At 32.5% G+C, this 20,686-nt stretch carries 19 protein-coding genes and 1 tRNA gene; 9 read left to right on the top strand and 11 right to left on the bottom strand.

Translation table 11 applies throughout. The features are described from left to right. Nucleotides 1–5: 5 nt before the first annotated feature. Nucleotides 6–1,142: a tetratricopeptide repeat protein gene (locus tag Q9968_RS00715; protein WP_305512465.1), complete on the top strand. Its 1,137-nt coding sequence runs from the start codon at nt 6–8 to the stop codon at nt 1,140–1,142. A gap of 35 nt (nt 1,143–1,177) precedes the next feature. Here Q9968_RS00715 and glmM read toward each other — a convergent pair whose 3' ends face one another. Both glmM and Q9968_RS00705 read right to left on the bottom strand, forming a co-directional pair. Continuing rightward, the gene (gene glmM, locus Q9968_RS00710; RefSeq protein ID WP_305512463.1) at nt 1,178–2,542 is read right to left on the bottom strand and encodes a phosphoglucosamine mutase; all 1,365 of its coding nucleotides are present in this window, start codon (nt 2,540–2,542) and stop codon (nt 1,178–1,180) included. A 66-nt stretch (nt 2,543–2,608) separates the two neighbouring features. Then, complete coding sequence (locus Q9968_RS00705; protein WP_305512462.1) at nt 2,609–3,007, bottom strand: exodeoxyribonuclease VII large subunit; 399 nt, start codon at nt 3,005–3,007, stop codon at nt 2,609–2,611. Between the two features lie 191 nt (nt 3,008–3,198). Between Q9968_RS00705 and Q9968_RS00700 the strand changes: the two genes are divergently transcribed. After that, the gene (locus Q9968_RS00700; RefSeq protein ID WP_305512460.1) at nt 3,199–3,321 is read left to right on the top strand and encodes a hypothetical protein; all 123 of its coding nucleotides are present in this window, start codon (nt 3,199–3,201) and stop codon (nt 3,319–3,321) included. A gap of 194 nt (nt 3,322–3,515) precedes the next feature. Here the strand turns inward: Q9968_RS00700 and Q9968_RS00695 are convergent, their stop codons facing one another. From Q9968_RS00695 to thiC, 3 genes are read right to left on the bottom strand one after another with little or no spacing between them, the layout of a single operon-like run. Further along, nucleotides 3,516–4,379, bottom strand: coding sequence for an MBL fold metallo-hydrolase (locus tag Q9968_RS00695; RefSeq protein WP_305512459.1), 864 nt, complete (start codon nt 4,377–4,379; stop codon nt 3,516–3,518). A gap of 12 nt (nt 4,380–4,391) precedes the next feature. Then, nucleotides 4,392–6,050 carry an ATP-dependent DNA ligase gene (locus Q9968_RS00690; protein ID WP_305512457.1) on the bottom strand — a complete coding sequence of 553 codons (1,659 nt, stop codon included), beginning with the start codon at nt 6,048–6,050 and terminating at the stop codon, nt 4,392–4,394. Next, nucleotides 6,050–7,324 (bottom strand): phosphomethylpyrimidine synthase, encoded by a 1,275-nt coding sequence (thiC, locus tag Q9968_RS00685; protein ID WP_305512455.1) that lies wholly within the window; start codon nt 7,322–7,324, stop codon nt 6,050–6,052. The genes Q9968_RS00690 and thiC overlap by 1 nt, the downstream gene beginning before the upstream one ends. A 50-nt stretch (nt 7,325–7,374) precedes the next feature. Between thiC and Q9968_RS00680 the strand changes: the two genes are divergently transcribed. After that, on the top strand, nt 7,375–8,070 hold the full coding sequence (locus Q9968_RS00680) for a 3'-5' exonuclease (RefSeq protein WP_342765933.1): 696 nt from the start codon (nt 7,375–7,377) through the stop codon (nt 8,068–8,070). A gap of 2 nt (nt 8,071–8,072) precedes the next feature. Here the strand turns inward: Q9968_RS00680 and Q9968_RS00675 are convergent, their stop codons facing one another. After that, entirely contained in the window at nt 8,073–8,906 is an 834-nt protein-coding gene (locus tag Q9968_RS00675; RefSeq protein ID WP_305512590.1) for a methanogenesis marker 8 protein, read from the bottom strand. Between the two features lie 269 nt (nt 8,907–9,175). On the opposite strand from Q9968_RS00675, the gene Q9968_RS00670 reads away from it, so the two are divergent. From Q9968_RS00670 to Q9968_RS00650, 5 genes are all read left to right on the top strand, one after another. Next, nucleotides 9,176–10,486 carry a prephenate dehydrogenase gene (locus Q9968_RS00670; RefSeq protein WP_342765929.1) on the top strand — a complete coding sequence of 437 codons (1,311 nt, stop codon included), beginning with the start codon at nt 9,176–9,178 and terminating at the stop codon, nt 10,484–10,486. Nucleotides 10,487–10,797: 311 nt separating this feature from the next. After that, on the top strand, nt 10,798–12,999 hold the full coding sequence (locus Q9968_RS00665; RefSeq protein WP_305512451.1) for a CDC48 family AAA ATPase: 2,202 nt from the start codon (nt 10,798–10,800) through the stop codon (nt 12,997–12,999). A gap of 320 nt (nt 13,000–13,319) precedes the next feature. Then, complete coding sequence (locus Q9968_RS00660; RefSeq protein WP_305512449.1) at nt 13,320–14,381, top strand: mRNA surveillance protein pelota; 1,062 nt, start codon at nt 13,320–13,322, stop codon at nt 14,379–14,381. 60 nt (nt 14,382–14,441) lie between these two features. After that, nucleotides 14,442–15,404, top strand: coding sequence for a cell wall biosynthesis protein (locus tag Q9968_RS00655; RefSeq protein ID WP_305512447.1), 963 nt, complete (start codon nt 14,442–14,444; stop codon nt 15,402–15,404). A gap of 3 nt (nt 15,405–15,407) precedes the next feature. Next, the gene (locus Q9968_RS00650) at nt 15,408–16,457 is read left to right on the top strand and encodes a glycosyltransferase (RefSeq protein WP_305512445.1); all 1,050 of its coding nucleotides are present in this window, start codon (nt 15,408–15,410) and stop codon (nt 16,455–16,457) included. Between the two features lie 6 nt (nt 16,458–16,463). On the opposite strand, the gene Q9968_RS00645 is transcribed toward Q9968_RS00650, so the two are convergent. Next, nucleotides 16,464–17,765 (bottom strand): NAD(P)/FAD-dependent oxidoreductase, encoded by a 1,302-nt coding sequence (locus Q9968_RS00645; protein WP_305512443.1) that lies wholly within the window; start codon nt 17,763–17,765, stop codon nt 16,464–16,466. A gap of 79 nt (nt 17,766–17,844) precedes the next feature. Here Q9968_RS00645 and Q9968_RS00640 point away from each other — a divergent pair, with 79 nt between their 5' ends. Then, nucleotides 17,845–18,120: a HypC/HybG/HupF family hydrogenase formation chaperone gene (locus Q9968_RS00640; RefSeq protein WP_305512441.1), complete on the top strand. Its 276-nt coding sequence runs from the start codon at nt 17,845–17,847 to the stop codon at nt 18,118–18,120. Here the strand turns inward: Q9968_RS00640 and Q9968_RS00635 are convergent. The 4 genes from Q9968_RS00635 to Q9968_RS00620 form a co-directional block, all read right to left on the bottom strand. Next, nucleotides 18,114–18,629, bottom strand: coding sequence for an amino acid-binding protein (locus Q9968_RS00635; RefSeq protein ID WP_305512439.1), 516 nt, complete (start codon nt 18,627–18,629; stop codon nt 18,114–18,116). The genes Q9968_RS00640 and Q9968_RS00635 overlap by 7 nt on opposite strands. 114 nt (nt 18,630–18,743) lie before the next feature. Then, nucleotides 18,744–18,818: transfer RNA gene (locus tag Q9968_RS00630), tRNA-Ile, on the bottom strand. 103 nt (nt 18,819–18,921) lie between these two features. After that, nucleotides 18,922–19,206 (bottom strand): metal-sulfur cluster assembly factor, encoded by a 285-nt coding sequence (locus Q9968_RS00625; RefSeq protein ID WP_305512437.1) that lies wholly within the window; start codon nt 19,204–19,206, stop codon nt 18,922–18,924. 74 nt (nt 19,207–19,280) lie between these two features. Continuing rightward, on the bottom strand, nt 19,281–20,501 hold the full coding sequence (locus tag Q9968_RS00620; RefSeq protein ID WP_305512435.1) for a hypothetical protein: 1,221 nt from the start codon (nt 20,499–20,501) through the stop codon (nt 19,281–19,283). Between the last annotated feature and the right edge of the window lie 185 nt (nt 20,502–20,686).

The following is a 20,686-nucleotide window of genomic DNA, read 5'->3' as shown; positions in this document are numbered from 1 at the left end:
TTTGAATGCCGATTTTATCATTTTCAAGTAATGATATTGATGTAATTACGGGTAAGAAAACTCGTACAATACGTAAAGCATGGAAAACACCTCTTAAAGTCGGAGATAGACTATATTGTTATTGGAACTTAGTGTCTAAAGAAAAAATGAAGATTTTTGAGGCTTTCGTAACTGGTGTTGAGAGCATTCCTTTTTCAGAGATTAAAGATAATGATGAATTGGCTCGTGAGGAGGGGTTTAAGGATTCTGAAGATATGTTGCGTGAGTTTAAAAAAATGTATGGGGGGTGCATTGGTCCTTCAGACGAATTTCAAATTATATATTTCGAAAAAATTCACATTGATGATTGGAGAGGAGATAAAATAGATGAAAAAGCTATGATTACAAAAAGGGCTGATATTCTTTTTGATAGTGGTAAATTCGATAAATCAACAATGTGTTATGATGCGGCACTTAAATTGGACCCTCATGATATTTATTTATTGAATAAGCAAGGGGATAATTTATCCCGGCTTGGAAGATTCATGGATGCTATTGAATGTTATGATAAAGCATTAAAATGGGAACCGGATAATATTTATATTTTAAACAATAAAGCCATTGCACTTTTAAACTCAGGCAATATTAATGAGGCTTTAAAAGTTAGCAATATTGCTTATAATTATCGTCCAAGCAGTTCAATTGTTCTTTATTGGAGAGGATTTATCTTAGAAATGCTTGGAAGATATGATGATGCCCTGAAAGTTTATGATAAGCTTATTGTAATTGATGGTGAAAACCCTGAAGTATGGAATTCACGTGGGAATTTGTTATCTGACATGGGAATGTTGGAAGAGGCCATTGAATCTTTTGATAAGGCAGTTGAAGTTTGTTTAGATGACTCCGAAATGGATGCTGCAGCAATTAATCGCATGGGAAATGCTTATATTGATTTAGGTAAATTTGATGAAGCTCTTGAATGTTTTAACAAAGCAATATCTATTGAAAAAAACAATATCGATTTTCTGTTAAATAAGGGTGTTGTATTGATGGAACTTGGCAAGTTTGAAGAAGCGGTAGACAGTTTTAATAGAGTTTTGCTTAGAAGCCCAGATAATGAAGATGCATTTTTCCTTAAAGAAGAATGTTTAGAGTATTTCTAAATTCAATTAAAATAAAAGAAGAAATGAAGGAATTATTATTTTCTGTATTTTTTAATTAAACTAATTCCCCATTCGGTCATTTCATCTGCTTTAGATTGTAAATCAGATTCTGCAAAGCATCTAAATATTGGTTCAGTTCCAGAGGGTCTGATGATTACCCAACCGTCTTCTTTTAAGATTTTAACACCATCGGTTAAGTCAAGTTCAAAATCAGTTGTTTCTTTAATCTCATCGGCAATACTGTTCATCACAAATTCTTTTTCATCATCCGGACATTCAATTTTCATTTTACTTGCATAATAGATAGGTAATTCAGCCACTAACTCAGACATCGGTTTTTTAGATTTTGCAAGAATTTCTAAGATTTTAGCAACAGTCATTACTGCATCTCTTCCATAAACGAAATCCGGGAATATTAAACCGCCGTTTTCTTCTCCACCAAATAAACCGTCTTTTTCTTTGAGTTCACGAGCAACAAGTAAATCTCCAACAGCAGTAGCTATTACTTCACCATTAAATTCATCAGCAATATCATAAATTGCTTGTGATGTTGCAACAGTTGTTACAATGATTCCTCCATTGTTTTCTTTAAGCATTTCACGTTCAACAAGTGTGAAAGTTTTATCGCCTAAAACAAAGTTTCCTTTCTCATCAATACAAATGGTTCTATCTGCATCTCCATCATGTGCAAGACCAATATCTGCATTAAGTTCTTTTACAATGCTAATTAATTCTTGCAAATTTTCTTCAATTGGTTCAGGATTACGTCCGGGGAAGAATCCGTCGGCTTGCGAGTTAAGTGTTGTTACATCACAGCCTAATTTTCTAATTAAATATGGAGCGGTATAACATCCGGCACCTGATCCACAATCAACAACCACTTTTAAATTTGAATCTTTAATAGCTTGCACATCTACTTTAGAAACTGCTTCATCAATATATTCATCAATTATTTTATCATTGTGATAGATTTCACCAATTTCTGAAAATTCTACACGGTCTGGCTCATCATCAAAGTATAATCTTTCAATTTCAAGCTCCATATCATCAGCAATTCCAATACCGTCAGAATCCAAAAATTTAATTCCATTATATTCTGGAGGATTATGTGAAGCTGTAATCATTACTCCACCATCATAATATTTGCGGATAGCATATTGGACTCCGGGGGTAGGCAGGATTCCTAAATTCACCACGTCACAACCGCTTGAAAGTAAACCTGCAGTTACAGCTTGCATTAACATAGGGGAAGTTGTACGTGTATCTCCGCCAATAGCGACGGTTCCTTTTATTTGTGTTCCATAACAAGCAGCAAGTCTTGTTGCGAATTCAGGAGTTAAAACGTCATTTGCAGTTCTTCTAACTCCAAAAGTTCCAAATAATCTTTTTTTATTAGACATATTTAAAATTCCTTTATAATTTAATATATAAACTTATTTTAGTTTTTAATCAATAAAAATATATTGTTAATTAATCATTCTCAAACTGTCCCCATTTGATAAAATCAATTCTAATTCTGAATTATATTGTGTAACTGTTCCAACAACTTGTACTTTGCGATTTTTAAAATCTTCAATGTCAAGGTTTTTTGACTGTATTTCCGCTACTTGATTTTCGAATATTATTAACTGAATCTGTGCATCTCCATCATTTATGGTTAAAAAATAACTTGTCTTTGAGCTTGATTGGGCAATGTCTGTAATTACTCCGTCAATGCGCACTTCTTCATCAATCATTGCATTATTAATGTCTTTAATATCAACTTCTTTAACTTCAATTGTCGGACTAAAAGCAATCAGGCCAATTATTCCAATAAGTGAGGTTATCAGGGCTATTCTTAATAGTTTATCATCTGTGATTTCCATATTTTCATAATGATTTTCAGAATAAATATATTCGATAGGATTTTACTCAGTAAAATTGATGTAGGTTTAAAAAAAACTATACGTGGCAACAAAAAATGAAGATTATGATTTTTTACGGGGTGTTTTTACACAATCATCGATTCAAATGTTATAGTGGGTAAAATCTTTGATTTTTTCTCTTTAATATTAGTGTGCCCGGACAATATTTTCCAGTAATTTACATTGTTGATGATATGCTTGTTGAAGTTCATGGTTATAAAAAAGCATATAACGTAACAATTGCTACTATCTCAGGTATTTTTCAAAGAATTTAAGCTTTTAATGTTGTTTTAGGTTTAACATTGAGATTATCTGGTGAAGGATTAGGTGCAATAATCTTTACAATCGGATTTTTAGCCAAATGCCGCTTGAGGTTTTAGGGATAATGATTATTGCTCAAGCGTTATTCAAAACAATGAAATCATCGTTTATTCAGTATGTGCATGATTGGATGAGCTAAAAACTCAAATTAATGTTTGGCTTTTAGAAATCCTGAATTTCGTGTGTTTTCTTTTGTATCGTCTGATTCATCATATGCATCATATGGCGCATCTGGATCAGGAGCTCTTCTTGAAAATGGTGAGCATTTTTTGTCGCAATGGGCAAATACAAAATCCAAATCCTGACTCCAACCTGTATGGCCAGTAATTACTAACGGATTAATATTCTTACTTCTTATTTTTTCTTCAAGTTTTTTCAATGATTTTAAGGATAGTTTATTGTCTTCAGCTAGTGGGGATAGGAAGCTATATCCTCCGTCAGAACCAAACCATATTGTATCTCCGGTAAACAGGTATTCATCATCAATCAAATAAACCATATGTCCCCAAGTGTGGCCTGGAACTAAAATGCATTCTACTTTAATGCCATCAAAATCCAGGATATTTCCATCCTTTAGGAGTACTTTTTCATTGTTGATTGTAACCATTGGAAGTTTATATAATTTGTAAGCTACTCTACGCCTAACTTCTCCAGTCAGATATCTATTTTCAATTTCACTTAGGTATAGTTTGCAGTGGCTGAATAGTCCGTCACTATCATCTTCTACAGCACCAACATGGTCTGTATCCTGATGGGTTATTAGGATATCACTTACTTCTTCAGGATCAATTTCTAACCATTCCATCTTCTCAGCAACTTTTGGATAATTATATCCGGCGTCAATCATTATTGTTTTACCCTCTTTTCTATAAAAAAAGATATTTGCAACATATTCTCTAATGCAAGCAACATTTTCATCTATCCATCCTGTATTCAATGGTTTGAATATCTCTTTTCCACGATACATCTTTGCCATATATTTAATTTGAAAATCTGAAGCTTTTTTTGTCACAGTTTCACCTTCTCAGTTTCCCGTATGGTACATTGAAAGCAATCTTTCAACAGTATCTGCATCATTCGGACTTTTATCTTTGCGGATATTTTTAACAACTGGGAATCGTAATGAGTAACCGGTTTCATATTCTGGGGATTCTACAATTTCTGAAAAAGCTATTTCTAAAACGATTTTAGGTTCAACTTTTATTTCACGACCCTTGGTTGAAATTTCAAGTTCCTTCATTTTCTCAGTTAAGTATTCTAAGGTAGCATCATCGAGACCTGTTGCGGCATATGCTACACTTTTAAAATCATCATTTTCATCTCTTAAAGCTACAAGATATGATCCAACGAAATCTCCCCTTTTACCAATTCCATAAGTTCCCCCAATAACAACCATATCTAATGTTTCAGGTTCAGCTTTATATTTAAGCATTTTTTTACCTCTAAGGCCTGGAATATATGGCGCACTTGCATCTTTAATCATGATTCCTTCATGACCTTCCTTGATTGAAATTTCAAATAATTCTTGGATTTCATCAATATTGTCTGCAGTTCCAACTTTCATTGTACTTAAATTCATCTCATCGACTGACGTATCAACAATATTTTCTAATGTGCTTCTTCTTGTTTTTAAATCCTCATCAATCATTGGAACTTTATAATACATTACATCAAATAAGAATAGTTTTAGAGGAACATTTTCCATCGCTTCTTCTACATTATATTTTCTTCTAACGCGATGCAAGACATTTTGAAAAGGCAGAGGTTTTCCATTGCGTGTAGCTATCACTTCACCTTCTACAATATAATCCTCATGAGGAAGGTGTTCATTAAAAAGCTCTACAATTTCCGGCAAAGCATGGGTGATGTTTTCTAATCTGCGTGTGAATATTTTAATTTCACTACCTTTGCGATGAATTTGTAGTCTTATGCCGTCATATTTGGTATCACAAATCGCCTCGCCCATTTCCGGTAGAATTTCATCTAGTGGAGGAGCCAATTGGGCAAGCATTGGTTTGACAGGTGTTCCGGGTGTTAAGTTAAGTTTTTCCAAACCCGTACTGCCTTCTTCCTTGGCGGTTCTTGCAACTACTGAAAAATCATTTGTAAGCATTTGCGCACGTTCGACAATAGATTTTTCAATATTAAATGCTTGTGCTATTGCATCACGAACCACTCCATCTCCTACACCAATCCTTAACTCTTCAGTGATGGTTCTTGTTAGATACTTAGCTTCTGTTCCACTTGCCTGTGATAATAATTCTAAAATAATTGCTATTTTACGATTGGTTGATTTTGAACCACTGATTTTAGATAATTTACGTAAGTTATTAAATACAAAATTAATTGTTAAGGGTTGTGAGAAAAAGGTCATTTGGGATTTTTTTGCATATAGTTTAACACATGCAAGGCCAATATCTCCTTCATCACGAATTGCATCTTCAACAATTTCCTGTGTTGTTCCAACAGCTTCAGCTACTGCCCGCTCAACCAATTTTGCCCCAATTCCAATTTCTTCCGAACTCCATGCCGGAAAAACAACTCCTAAAATCAAAAGTCCAACCTTTTCAATGGTATCTGAATCTAATGTTTTTAGGTAATTTGATATTATTTCTGTTTTTTCTAGTCTTTTTGTAGTTGCCTCAAGAGCTGAGTAAACGTCAACTAATTCCTGGTATTTCATTAAAAATCGCCTTTAGCTATTTTTACTGCACAATATTCTCCACACATTGCACACATTTCATCATCGTCAAGTTCACATTTGTTACGGTATTTTCTAGGCTTTGATTTGTCTAGGGCCAAGTCGAATTGAGCTTCCCAATCGAATTCCTTTCTTGCACGGCCCATTGCACGTTCCTTTTCCCATGCTTGAGGAAGTCCTTTTGCAACATCCGCTGCTTCAGCGGCAATTTTTGATGCAACAACTCCTTCTTTAACATCTTCAAGGCTTGGTAGGGACAGGTGTTCTGCTGGAGTAACATAACATAAGAAACTGGCTCCAGAACTTGCAGCTATCGCCCCTCCGATTGCGCCAGTAATATGATCATAACCCGGTGCAATATCAGTTACAAGAGGTCCTAAAACATAGAACGGAGCTCCATGACATATCGTTTTTTGAATTTCCATATTGGCTTTAATCTGGTTTAATGGCATGTGTCCGGGTCCTTCCACCATAACTTGGACATTAGCGTCCTGTGCTCTTTTAACAAGGCCTCCAAGGTTTACGAGTTCTTGAATTTGAGGGATATCACTTGCATCTGCTAAACAACCTGGCCTTAAACCATCTCCCAGAGATAATGTAATGTCGTATTCATAGGATAATTCAAGTAAGTAATCGTAATTTTCATATAATGGATTTTCCATATCGTTGTGATTTATCCAAGATGTCATGAATGTTCCTCCACGGCTTACAATACCCATCATTCTATTGGCAGCTTTTAGTTTTTCAACTAAATCCTTGGTAATTCCACAGTGAATGGTCATAAAGTCCACTCCTTCACGTGCTTGGTTTTCAATAGATTTGAAAATATCATCGGGATTCATATCCATTATTTCTTTGTTTTTATTTAATGTTACGACTCCCGCTTCATAAATGGGCACAGTTCCAATACATAAATCAACAGCATCCATAATTTTTTTTCTAAACAGTTTTAAATCAGAACCTGTTGACAAATCCATTAAAGCATCTGCACCATATTCCTGTGCTAATTTTGCTTTATCTATTTCCAGATTAATATCATCAATTTTTGATGATGAGCCAATATTTGCATTAACTTTGGTTCTTAAACATTCCCCTATACCACAAGGTTTTGAGTGTCCATTAATATTTTTTGGAATTACAACTTTACCTGCATCTATTAATTTAATTAATTTGCCTACATCGATATTTTCTTTTTTAGCAACATATTCCATTTCAGGAGTAATATTGCCTTTTTGCGCTTCACTTTTTTGAGTCAAATTTATCCCTCATGTTGACTAATCAGTAATAGTTATGTAGTTATAACTATATAGAATTAATTAAAATTATACTTGATGGTGGGATATTTATAAAAATTATATTTTTTGATACTGAAACAAGTGGTCTTGATTGTCAAAATTGTAGGATAATAGAACTTGCAATGTTGATTGTTGAAGAGGGCAAAATAATTGAAGAATATGATGAATTCATAGATATTGAAGAGCCTCTTGATTCAAAAATTATAAAATTAACAGGCATTGGCGATGAGTTGTTATCTGATGAGGGGGTTTATGAATATGTTGTTGCTGAGGATTTGAAAGAAAAATTAACTCCGGAAACTTTAATGATAGCTCACAACTGTCAATTTGACCTGTCGTTTGTCTATAATTTACTTAAAAGACATTTTCCCGATGAAGCATATGATATTGTTTCTAAAATGAATTGGTTAGATGCCTTAACAGTTTTAAAAGATCGTAAAGATTATCCTCACAAATTAATAGATGGTGTTAAACATTACAGTATTGAAGAAGTTAATTTTCACAGAGCAATTGATGATACAAAAGCCTTGTATGATTTAACAAAAGCATTAATGAATGAACGTGGCGATTTAAAGGAATATATTAATATTTTTGGATATAATTCTAAATGGGGAGTTAGTGGAGTTGAATTTCCATTTATCAAATATAAAAAACAATTTTATAATAAATTCATGGTTTCTCCAAACAATATTTTGCCTAGAAAATAATTTTATATCATGGGATAAGGTAAATCAGGATTATCTTTTTTAGGTTTTTCCCCACCAATTTTTGCTAAACGCATTTCTAGAAACTTTTTGCCCATTTCAGTTCGTGCATAAATCGGTATTGATTGTCCTACAGTTTTTATGCACTTGGCTTCTGCGATTTCACGGATATTTTTTGAAGCACAGGCTGTTGCAACATCACTTATATCAAATAATTCTCTAGCTTCCTTGGCACTTTTTTGAGTGGTGTGTACAACAAAAACATAAATATTGGTGTCTGGATGTTCTTTTTGAAGTTTTTTAATTTCTTTTGCATCACCTGCAACGGCAATAGTGACAGCTATATTCTTAAATCCTTTTTTAATTGCAAGTTTGATTCCCTTAATTTGGTTTATCTCAGCAGTTTTAGGATTAACAATATTTTCTTCACCTATTTTGGCTATTAGCTCTGGTATGGGACTTGTCTTGAAAAGACCTGAAACCCGTCCTCCGATTCCTTGAACAAGTTCTCCGTCCCAAACTACTAATGTTCCACAACCTTCTAAAACCATTACAGCACAATCAATAATTTTTTCATCAAGCAATGTGCAAATAATCTCTGAAATACCAAAGCTTAAAAAGTCTTTCATTCTTAGTTGCCTTTTGGAAGTGCACATTCCAAAATCATCGATTCTAAATTGCATATTTTCAGCTATTGCCTCTGGTGTGAGTTTTTTTATTCCACGGTGGTGATCAAAAAGGGGACAGTATTCGATTTCAGGTTCACTAACATTTATTACTTTACCATCTTTAATTGTTACTTTGCTCAATCCCATTGCTTCAATAATATGTTCGCTAATGTTTAATAGTTGAGTTTATGGAGTATTAAAAATTTGCTGTATTGCAAATCTAGACATTTTCAAAAACTTGTGTGAGGGTTATTTTTTGATTAATTTATGCACTTAATTTATTTCACGATAAACGGTTCCTTAACGTTAAATTATAAAGATTCCTTCAGATTAGGGAAAATTTTTAAATGAAAAATTTGTTTAAAGTGAAGTCACACAAGTTTGAAAGAGCCTGAAAATTTGGGATATAATTTTATATTGATTAAAAATTAAAATTTAGATTGATTAAAATGAATGTTGGAATTATTGGAGGTAGTGATGGTTTGGGAAAAACCCTCATTTACTATTTTAGAGAAGAATTTGAAGTATACATTACAGGCACAGACCATAAAAAAGGTCGTGGAGTTGCAGATGAATTAAATGTCAACTATATTGAATCTAATATTGAGATAGCAGATATTAGTGATATTTTAGTTATTAGTGTACCTATTCAATATACTTCAGATGTTATTCGTGAGGTTGCTCCATTTATGAAAAGTGGATCTTTAATGGTTGATGTAACCAGCGTTAAAGAAGAACCATTAAAAACAATGCAAGAAGTATTGCCTGATACTGTTGAATATCTTCCAACACACCCAATCTTTGGTCCACGCACTACCCGACTTGACAATCAAGTTATTGTTTTGGCTGCTGATAAAAAGGGGGAATGGTACAGGAAAGCTTATAATTACTTATCCAATAAAAATATGAGAATTATCGAAACTACTGCTAAAAAACATGACTTTATGATGAGTATAGTTCAAGTCTTAACCCACTTCTCATTCATTTCAACCGCTTCTGCAATTGAAAAACTTAAAGTGGATTTGTCTGAAACTGAAGATTATGAAAGTCCAATATACAATCTAATGATTGATATGATTGCCCGTATTGTTGCTCAAAATCCATATTTAACATACAATATTCAGTCTATGAACAATAATGGTTCTAAAATTAGAAATACATTTGCTGAAGCTGTAAATGAACTAAAAGATGTTATTAATGATAAAGATGAAGAGAAATTTGTAAAGATAGCCATTAGGGCAACTAAAAATATGGGAGATATTACAAATGCTTTAGGTAGGAGCGATAAAGCTATTAATGCCCTAAACTATGAATACATTATTTTAAACAATTCCATTGGTCAGGAAGTTGGTCTAAAACATATCTACTCTGGAAAAATCCACACGGGAATTTTAGAAAGTGTCGATGGTAAAACTGCTGTTTTAAGAGAGGGCAGTAAAGTTAAAAAACTTCGTATTGCAAATATTAGGATTTTACATCCTGAAGAATTTTATAAATGGAAAATTGATAATTTAAATACCGTAACCCAATCGATTAGTTGCGTATTTTCTAAGAGGGTTCATGTTGAAACAATTGAAAATGCAGTAATGAAAATTGATAATATTATTGATATTAGGTTAACTGATGTATATGCCGGTCCTCAAATTGACGATGACTTTATTAGCTTAACTTTTGAGGTTACTACATTAACCAGAGAAGATATTCAAAATGTCAAAGATTTATTCACAGGTTTTGGGGGAAGTATCAGATAAATTGTTTTACTAAATACGAACAAACATTAAAGTATCTAAAAGTAATTAAATCTTAAAATTTAAAATACATATTTAATTTTCACCTTTTTTTATTAATATTAATTTTAAGTTAAATATTTGATTAAATTGAATTCAGTATTGTTTAAATAATGAATAACTAATTTTTAAATGGTTTAAAAAAATCATCCTGACCGAAAGCTTTATATATTAAGACACATACAGATTAGTATGTCAATAAAGTTACAAAAAGTAACAAAAAGATTTTGACAAATTACAATTATTAGATTACATACAAACAAGGAGATGAGAAAATGGCAGAAAATGAAATTACATTAAAGGTTGCAGAAGCAATCTCACAAAAAGATGTAGGCCAAGGAGTTGCAAGAATTGATCCTAATGTCATGGAAGATTTAGGAATCCATGAAAGAGACTTAATTGAAATTATTGGTGAGAGAAGAACTGCCACTATCGCTCTTCCTTCACAAACAGATATTGGACTTGGAGTTATAAGAATTGACGGATTAATCCGCAAAAACTCCGGGGCTACCATCGGAGGTGAAGTTTTAGTTAAAAAAGCAAAAGCAACGGAAGCGAAAAAAGTTGTTCTTGCACCAACTGAAGACAATATTCGTGTACAGGGAGACGTAAGGGGATTATTTGCAGGTAAAGTAATGGTACAGGGAGACATTATTGGATCTCAAATCCGTGCACCAAAACCAAGTATGGGAATGGGATTCAATAGTATTTTTGATGAATTAATGGACTTTACTCCAGCAATGAAAGAAATTAAATTTGCAGTAGTCTCTACAAATCCAAATGATATAGTAATTGTCGGGCCAAATACTGAAGTGCAATTACATGAAACTCCAGTAGATGTCAGCAAAATCGAAGGTGTTGGAAACCTCGTTAATGTAAGTTACGAAGACATTGGAGGTCTTAAAGAAGAAGTTAAAAAAGTAAGAGAAATGATTGAAATTCCTCTTAAAAGACCGGAACTCTTTGAGAAACTAGGTATTGCACCTCCAAAAGGAGTCCTCATGCATGGTCCTCCTGGAACTGGTAAGACATTACTAGCTAAAGCGGTAGCAAGTGAAAGTGATGCTCATTTCATTGCAATAAATGGGCCTGAAATTATGAGCAAATATGTAGGCGGGTCTGAAGAAAACTTAAGGGAATACTTTGAAGAAGCAGAAGAAAATTCTCCTTCAATCATATTTATAGATGAATTAGACGCAATTGCTCCAAAAAGAGAAGAAACAAATGGGGAAGTTGAAAGAAGAACCGTTGCACAACTTCTTACATTAATGGATGGTCTTAAATCCCGTGGTCAGGTAGTAGTTATTGGAGCAACCAATAGGCCTGACTCTCTAGACCCTGCTCTTAGAAGACCTGGAAGATTTGATCGTGAAATTGAAATAGGAGTGCCTGATTCAGAAGAAAGAAAAGAAGTTCTTGAAATTCACACAAGAAACATGCCTCTTGCAGATGATGTAAACCTTGATAAAATAGCAAATACTACTCATGGTTGCGTGGGAGCAGATCTCGAATCATTATGTAAGGAAGCGGCAATGAGAGTAGTTAGAAGAATCCTGCCTGAAATACAAAACGATGAAGAAATTCCTAAAGAGGTAATGGAAAAAATTGTCGTAACTGGTGAGGACTTTAAAAATGCTCAAAAAGAAATTCAACCTTCCGCTCTTAGAGAAGTTTTAGTACAAATCCCAGATATTAAATGGGACGATGTAGGTGGACTTGAAGATGTAAAACAAGAGCTAAAAGAAGCTGTTGAATGGCCGTTAAAACATCCAGAAACATTCCAACGCTTAGGAATAAGGCCTCCAAAAGGAACATTACTTTATGGTATTCCTGGAACTGGTAAAACTTTACTTGCAAAAGCAGTAGCAAGTGAAAGTGAAGCCAACTTCATTTCAATTAAAGGTCCTGAACTCTTATCTAAATGGGTAGGGGAATCTGAAAAAGGTGTTCGTGAAGTATTTAGAAAAGCAAAACAAGCTTCCCCAACAGTAATCTTTTTCGATGAAATAGATGCAATAGCCAGCACACGTAGTGGAAATGACACTGATAGCGGTGTGACAAAAAGAGTTGTTAACCAACTTTTAACTGAAATGGATGGTTTAGAGGAACTTGAAGATGTAGCAATTATAGCAGCAACCAACAGACCGGACATTTTAGATGCTGGACTTATGAGGCCTGGAAGATTTGATAGACATATTCAGGTTAAAGAACCTGATGAAGAAGCAAGAATATCAATCTTTAAAGTACATACAAAAGGCATGCCGCTTGGAAGTGATGTTGATATTAAAAAATTAGCTAAAAATACTGAGGGTTATGTTGGAGCAGACATAGAATCCATATGTAGGGAAGCAGCAATGCTTGCACTAAGAGATAACATTGAAGCTAGTGAAATCCCATACAAATACTTTAAAGATGCAATAGATAAAGTAAAACCTGGAAATAAAGCCGGGCATGACGAATTAGTCCAATATATGTAGGGACCAAACGCCCTACATTTTCCCTCTTAATCATTATCTGATATCTAACCATATTTGGGGAAAGGTATGGAATCTTTCCCCGACCTCTAAATTGATGTTCTTTTGTCACTATATTATTTTTCAAAAACTTATGTGCTTGATTATTTTTGGATTAACTTATTTCACAACACGTGATTTATTAGCACTAAATTATAACGCTGTCTCCAGATATCAGGTAAAAGTTTCAAATGAAAATTTGTTTAAATTGGAATCACACAATAGACAATTTTCAGTATGATAAATTTTTAATACTATTACTTATTAATCTAATTAATGTTAGTATGAAAATTATAAACGAAGATGAAAAGGAAGGAATTGTAGAAGTAGTTCCAGAAACATTGGATGATTTATGGCATTTATCCCATGTAATACAGATTGGGGATAATGCTTCCTCTAAAACAACTAGGCGTATACAGGACAACACTGGAGATACAATCAGAAGTGATAGGGGAATTAAAAAAACTTTCTATTTAGGTTTAGATATTGAAAGTATTTCTTTTCATTTATTCACAGGAAAACTGCGATTAACTGGCGTCATTACAAGAGGTCCGGAAGATTTAATACCTCTCGGATCACATCATACTTTGGAAGTCAAATTGAATGTTCCTTTAAAAATCACCAAACCAAGATGGTCTAAGTGGGCTATTAAAAGATTAAATCAAGCAATTGAGGCTTCCCGTAAATTATCTGCAATCATTGTAGTTTTAGAAGATGACACTGCAACATTAGGTTTGATGAGACAATTCGGAATTGAATATTATGGTCCAATTAAAGGCAATGTCTCAGGTAAACGCATCTTAGATAAAAATCGGCAAAAAAATATCACTCAATTTTATGAAAAAGTCATAGAATCAATTGCTAAATTTGATTCAATTCAAAATATTGTAATTGCAGGGCCGGGTTTTGTTAAAAATGATTTTCATGATTATTTAAAAGACAATCATAAAGATTTAGCTAAAATATCCGTTGTTGACTCAACCGGTGCCGGCGGAAGAAATGGAATAAATGAAGTTCTTAAAAAAGGCACTGTTGAAAAATTAACTTCCGAAAATAGAGTTGCCCAAGAAATGGGAGCTGTCAATAATTTATTGGAAAATATTGGCAAAAACTCTTCAAAAATCACTTATGGTATAAAAGAAACTAAAAATGCCATTAATTTAGGTGCGGTATCCCAATTATTAATTCTTGACACGAAAATAGCAAGTGAAGACATGGATGAGGCAATGGATATGGTTGAAAACATGAAAGGTGAAGTAATGGTCATCAGTAGTGAACATGATGGTGGAAAACAATTAGAAAGCTTAGGTGGGATGGCGGCTATTTTAAGGTACAAAATTGCTTAATTTTATATATTAAAAACAATTTAAATCTTATATATATAAAAATTATAATCGTGATTTAATATGATGTATTCATCGATACTTTGTGCACTAATATTTGTTTTTGTTTTATCCGCAATAGGTACGGCTATTATAGATATAATATTTAGATTTTTAGGAAAAAGGGGATATTTAGGTAACTTATATCCGAATGTTCGTGGAGGAATTCCACGTGCTGTAGGTATTGTTCCTTTTGTAATATTGTCTTTTTACATGCTACCAAGATTTAACAATTTAATTTTAATCATAGGTATTTTTGCACTAATCGATGATGTTTTGGGCAGAAAAAAATCTCCATTTGGTATTGAATGGGGTCAATTGTCAAGAGGAATCGGAATAATTGCGGTGATGATTGTTGGGATATATCAAGGTTTAGGCATATCTGCAATATTTGTTGCACTTATGGTTCAGCCATTAAATATTTCAGATATGCAACCGGGATCTGCATGTATTGTAACAATTATAATGTCAGTTCTAACAATTGTTGCAACATTATTAATCGGTTCCCAACCATATGCTGAATTGCCTGCTGTTTATACTCCATTGTTGTTGTTAGCTGTTTGTTTAGGATATTGTCCGCTTGATTTTTCAGGAAAAATCATGTTGGGTGAAGTTGGAAACCATACATTTGGCGTGGCACTTGGTTTAGCATTTTATGTAATGGGAGAATTGGTTGGAGTACTGGTATTCGGATTTATAACAACTGCATTCATTGCTTTTGTAAGACGCAATAACCTAATCATATTCTTTAGACAAAAGCTCCGTATTCTTGACCCAACATTTGGTGACTTTTTCATGGATGTTTTGACTGGGGGAGGATTAGGAGATTTATTTAGAAAATGGATTTTAGAGGATAAGCAATATAATATTAAAAATCCATTATTGATTTCATTAGGTTTTAGGAGATTATTGTACAATCCTCATGCTCCAAATCACAACACATATGTTCCAAACAGTTATGTTTCACGTTTAGATAAAGGAGAATGATTTATGAAGGCATTATTTGTAGTCACTGGTCGGGGACTTGGTGGGGATGCTATGATTGCTTTAAATGTTATGAGTGCATTAGAAAAGCGAGGTATAATTTGTGATGTTGCATTGGATGAGTCTGCTCCAGGTGTTTTATTTGAAAAACATGGATATTCTTGGCATAAAATATCTATCCCTCAAGCTGGAGGTCATTCTGCAACTAAATTATCTGCTCTTAAAGGAGCTCTTAAATTAATACCTGCTGCTTTTAAAACTAGAAAAGCTATCAAAAAATCCGAATCTGATTTTGTCATTGGTGTTTTAGGAGGAGGTGCAATTGTTGGGTCTTTTGGAGGAAAACTTGCTAGGATTCCTACTTTTTCTTTAATTTCAACGCCTCTTGATTCAAAAGTATGTCCAAAATTTAATCATTGTTTTATTTTACCGGAATTGGATAAATTTAGATGGGATAAACTTCCCAATAATATGGAAAAATCTTTTTATCCATTAGCTAATGATATTGGTGAAGGCAAGCCTGAAATTGCTTTAGAAAAATTAAAAGAATTCCCTAATTTCGATGAAAATAAAAAAACTATTGTATTTTCATCTGGTTCATCTATTTTTAAAGGCACAATTGAAGCTATTAATTTGGTTGCCAATAGAACTGATGAGTATAACCTAGTTTTAGTGGGTTTGCCATTACATGATGAGTATTATGATTTAATCAATGAGGATAAAATAATCTATGCAGGTTATATTGACTGGATAAATCATTTATTCAAATTCTCTGATTTGACTGTACTGACAGATGACGGTGTTTCTCTTGAAGAAGCATTCACTTGTGGAAAACCAATTATCGCCCTTACTCGTGTAAAATGGGGCAGATATCAGAATATGGCTGGCGTTTTTAAGGGAGCTATGATTGAATCTGAAGTTAAAGACGTTAATGAAAATATTAAAAAGGCATTTGAAAATTACGAATCACTTCAAGAAAATGCTTTAATTTATGGTGAGAAATGTTTACATGCTGCTGATAATTTAGCAGGCAGTATCCTTAAAAAATTAGATTAGTGGTTATTATAACCACATATTTTTAATAATTTTATAATTTGAATCAGTTGATGGGTGTATTTCTAAAAATTCACCGTAATCATCTAAATCATAATCCATTCTCATCAAATATGAAAGATATGCCACATCACTTGTTGATGATGGGGATATTGAATTTATTCTATTTATTTTATTCTTGTTTTTATCAAACTCAATTTCAGTATATCCGGTATCTTCCATTAGTATGTTCCAAAAGGAATGTGGGCCTGCAATTCCAGGTATTCCAATCACTTCTTTATCATCATCGCTTAAGTGGTTTTTTTCATTTTCAACAAAGCTAACTTCCATGTTCAAACTTAAGGTTTGAGGAATACAATTGTAGCTTACTTTATTTGAATACTTGGCCATATTTCTTGCAGCAGTGATGCCTTCCATTCTTGCTACGGGTGTTAATTGATATCCGCCAGTAACATCTCCTGCAGCATATACATTATCAACATTGGTTTGCATCATTTCATTAACTCTGATAGTTTTATCATCATTTAACTCAACAAATCCATCTACAACCTCACTGTTTGGAGTTCTGCCGGTTGCAAAAAATGGAATGCCTTCTAATTCATCTTCACTATCAGTCAATATTTTATTTTTAAATGCTTGTTTTATATTGGTATTTTCTAAAACGTTAACATCTGGAATTATCTTATCTAAGATATATTTTTTAGTAGCTTCACTTATATCTTTTAAAATTTGGCTTCTTGCAATAAGATTAACTTCACTGCCAAGTGTTGAATAAATATTGGCTATTTCACAAGCAATAATTCCCCCACCAATAATATTTAATTTCTCAGGAATATCATTGAGTTTCAAAATATCCTTATTGGTTAATCCATATTCTTTTCCAGGGATATCAGGAATAAATGGACGAGCACCAGTGGCAATTAGTAAATTATCATATTCAAAAGTTTCATTATTTACTTTAACAGTGCCTTCTTCAACACTGGCTTCTCCATAAACAATATTGTTTCCAACACTTTCATTTTCCATCTGGTTTATTTGTCGTAGTATAACCTGGGTTTCACATATTTTTTCAACAATCTTTTCATAAGATAATTCGAGTTGGGTTTTTAAAAAACCGTAATGATTAAATCTTTTATTTAAATCAATGAATTTGGTGATGTCAGTTAATGCACAAACAACCATACATCCTTCATTTAAGCAGGTTCCTGCAATATGATTTTTTTCAATTAAAGTGACCTCTTTCCCTAATTTTCCAAGTTCAAAAGAACCTAATCTTCCTGCGGGACCTGATCCGATAACAATATTTTTCATTTTTTCACCTGTTCAGATAGTTTTATATAATACTAACTTTTAATAGTATTAATATAAAATTATTTTGGAGATGGAAATCATGTGTATTGCAGCACCTGCTCATGTTATTGAAATTGACAGAGAGGCTAATTTGTTGGTGGCTGATTTTGGCGGAGCCAGGCAACAAGCAAAATTGGACCTTTTACCTGAAGTAAAAGTTGGTGATTATGTTTTAATCCATGCTGGTTTTGCAATAGAAAAATTAACCGAAGAAGCAGCTAAAGAATCTTTAGAAGCTTGGGAAGAACTTATGGAAATTCTTGAAGAAGAAGATAGGGAAATGGAAAAAGCGAGAAGTGCTAATTTAAATCAATAAATAGACACTCTTGTTACTCCTTTTATTTTTAAAAATTCGTTTATTAAATTACCTTTAACAGGTTTTTCAGTAATTATTGTTAGTATTGGATTTCTTTGAAGTTCGGTGTCTTCAGCATAAGCTTGTCTAATGCTTATACCTTTTTTTGAAATTAAACTAGTAATATTGGCTAGTATGCCTTCATTTTCAGATCCAACTTCAATCTCAATTACGCCTAGTTCAAGGTTTTTGGCAATGTTTTTTAAAAGTGTTCCGGCAGGGGTGATATTACAGAATATATTGTTTAATTCTGGATCTTCTTGAATTACTTCAATTGTAGATTTGATTGCACGTCTGTCAACATTTGCTGCTGTTGCCAATGATTTATCGCTTATTTTTAAATTTCCACAATAAACTTTACCGTCTTCACCTAGAGACAATCCAAGTTCAATCATTTTTTCTGCAACTCTTAGTCTTGCAGGGTATTTTTTAAATTTTTCATTAACTTTTTCCCACATTTTAATCATCATTCCAACTTTTTGTCCATTTAAGTTAATATTTTTAGAATTAGGTATTTAATAATTTCTAAAAAATCACGATAAAACTCTTAAGTTATAAAAAAATTCTAGAAAATCAGTAATTAGTAGGCTAGATGGGATTCGAACCCATGACCTCCCGGTTATCAGCCGAGCGCGCTAACCAAGCTGTGCCACTAGCCTATAAGATTGGTGTGACAGTTAACTGTCAACACTTATATATTTGTTAATTACTATTATATAACTGTTTCGGTTATAAAGGTAATTAATTAAATTTTTTAAAATTTCATCTATTAATCATTTCGTTAATAGAATCTGCCATAGCATGTCCTTCAACATTAATGATAACTTTTTCGATACCTTCCACGTTTTCAGCTCTGATTTTAGCATCAGCAGCAATACGGGTAATGCTCATACAACCTGGATTGGTTGGTTTAAGAATAATTTCTGCTTGGTTGCCGTCAACGGTAATATTTTGTACAATACCCATATCTACAATACTAATTCCCATGTGAGGGTCATTAATTGGAGTGATTGCGTCTTTAATATCCTTTACTAAATCTTCTGACATTTTAAATCTCCTATAATTTATGTATTTATTATTATATAACAATGATATTTATATATGTTTTTATTTTGACTCTTTCAAAAACTTTGTTGATTTTCAAAATCCTTTTTGCGATTGTCATTCCAAATTAAATCTCTGCGATAGATTCGTTTTAAAACACCTCGTTTGGTCTTGAATGTTCTTTTTCTAGATTTTGGCATTGTTTTTTGGAAGGCATTTTCAATTTTGTTACTTGTTTTTTCAATTCGTTTATCTTTTAAGTGATGAATAAAGCTTTTATATCGAGGAGTGATTGATTTTCTGATTATTTTGTAAATAACTGGATGAAAATCATCTTTGCGATAAATTAAAGATTGTACTTCATTTTTGAATTCATCGTAATCATTTAAATCGAATAAATCTTTGATTATTTTCAGTTGTTTGCGGCATTCTTGATATTCTTCGTCAGAAATGAGATTTTTATCTTTAAAAGTTTTTAATTGTTTATTTAAACTTTTTTTAGTATGGAAAATACATAATTGGTGTTTAAAACCTAGTTTTGGTATAATTGAGGCATATTTTTTATCTAAATCTGTTGTGATTGCAATTTTATTTTTATTTACTGTAGATTCTCTTAAAAACTTCTCAACAGTGTTTTCATCTTCAGTATCGTAAATTGCATCGGCTACGATGCAATTTGAAATTGAATCAAGTAATGTGTGTCGATATTTCCATTCTCCATTGATTTTTATCCATTCTACATCAAAGACATAATATCCCGAGCAACGACCTAAATCAAATTCTAAAATGTTTTCATCAACAAAAAGCCAATTTTCAATCGTTTGATGTGAAACTGTTATTCCAAAGAATTTTTTAAAAGATTTACAAACATTTTTCAAGCTTCCCAGATAATCTGAAATTAAATGCTCTGATTTACTTTTCAATTCATTCGTAAAATTACTGTTTTTATCAACAAGACTTGTTAAATCAGTTTGAAAGGTTTTACCACAACGTTTACAAATATAACGCTGAACTTTCACCTTAGTTTTGCCTATTTCTTTAAATACTAATGTTCTTTTTGTAAAACCATATTTAACTACATGACGAGTTCCACAATGAGGGCATCGAGCTAAACTCATTTTAAAATACGGAACATCCTTCTTAAAACTCAAATCAAAAGATTTCAGAGCCTTTTGACAGGATTTAAAAATTTTCACAAAACGAGGATCTGAAAGGACAAATCCATCATTAAAATCACAAAATATATATTGTTTAACATCTAAAATACTATTTGGAGTATTTGTTTTTTGATTAGGCATAATAAAAACTTTTACTCCACCTATTTATTAAATTTAACTATTTTTAGACAAAATTAAAAATTCCAAACTAATTTTCATCAAAAAATTTCAAATCAACAAAGTTTTTGAAAGAGCCCAAAATTAAGTTAATTTTAATAATAATCACTAATATAATTATAAATAGTTATTTTATTTGAGGATTAAAT

It is taken from the genome of Methanobrevibacter sp. V14 (assembly GCF_963082475.1).
GTDB lineage: Archaea > Methanobacteriota > Methanobacteria > Methanobacteriales > Methanobacteriaceae > Methanocatella.
This window is presented reverse-complemented; position numbering and strand designations above follow the sequence as displayed.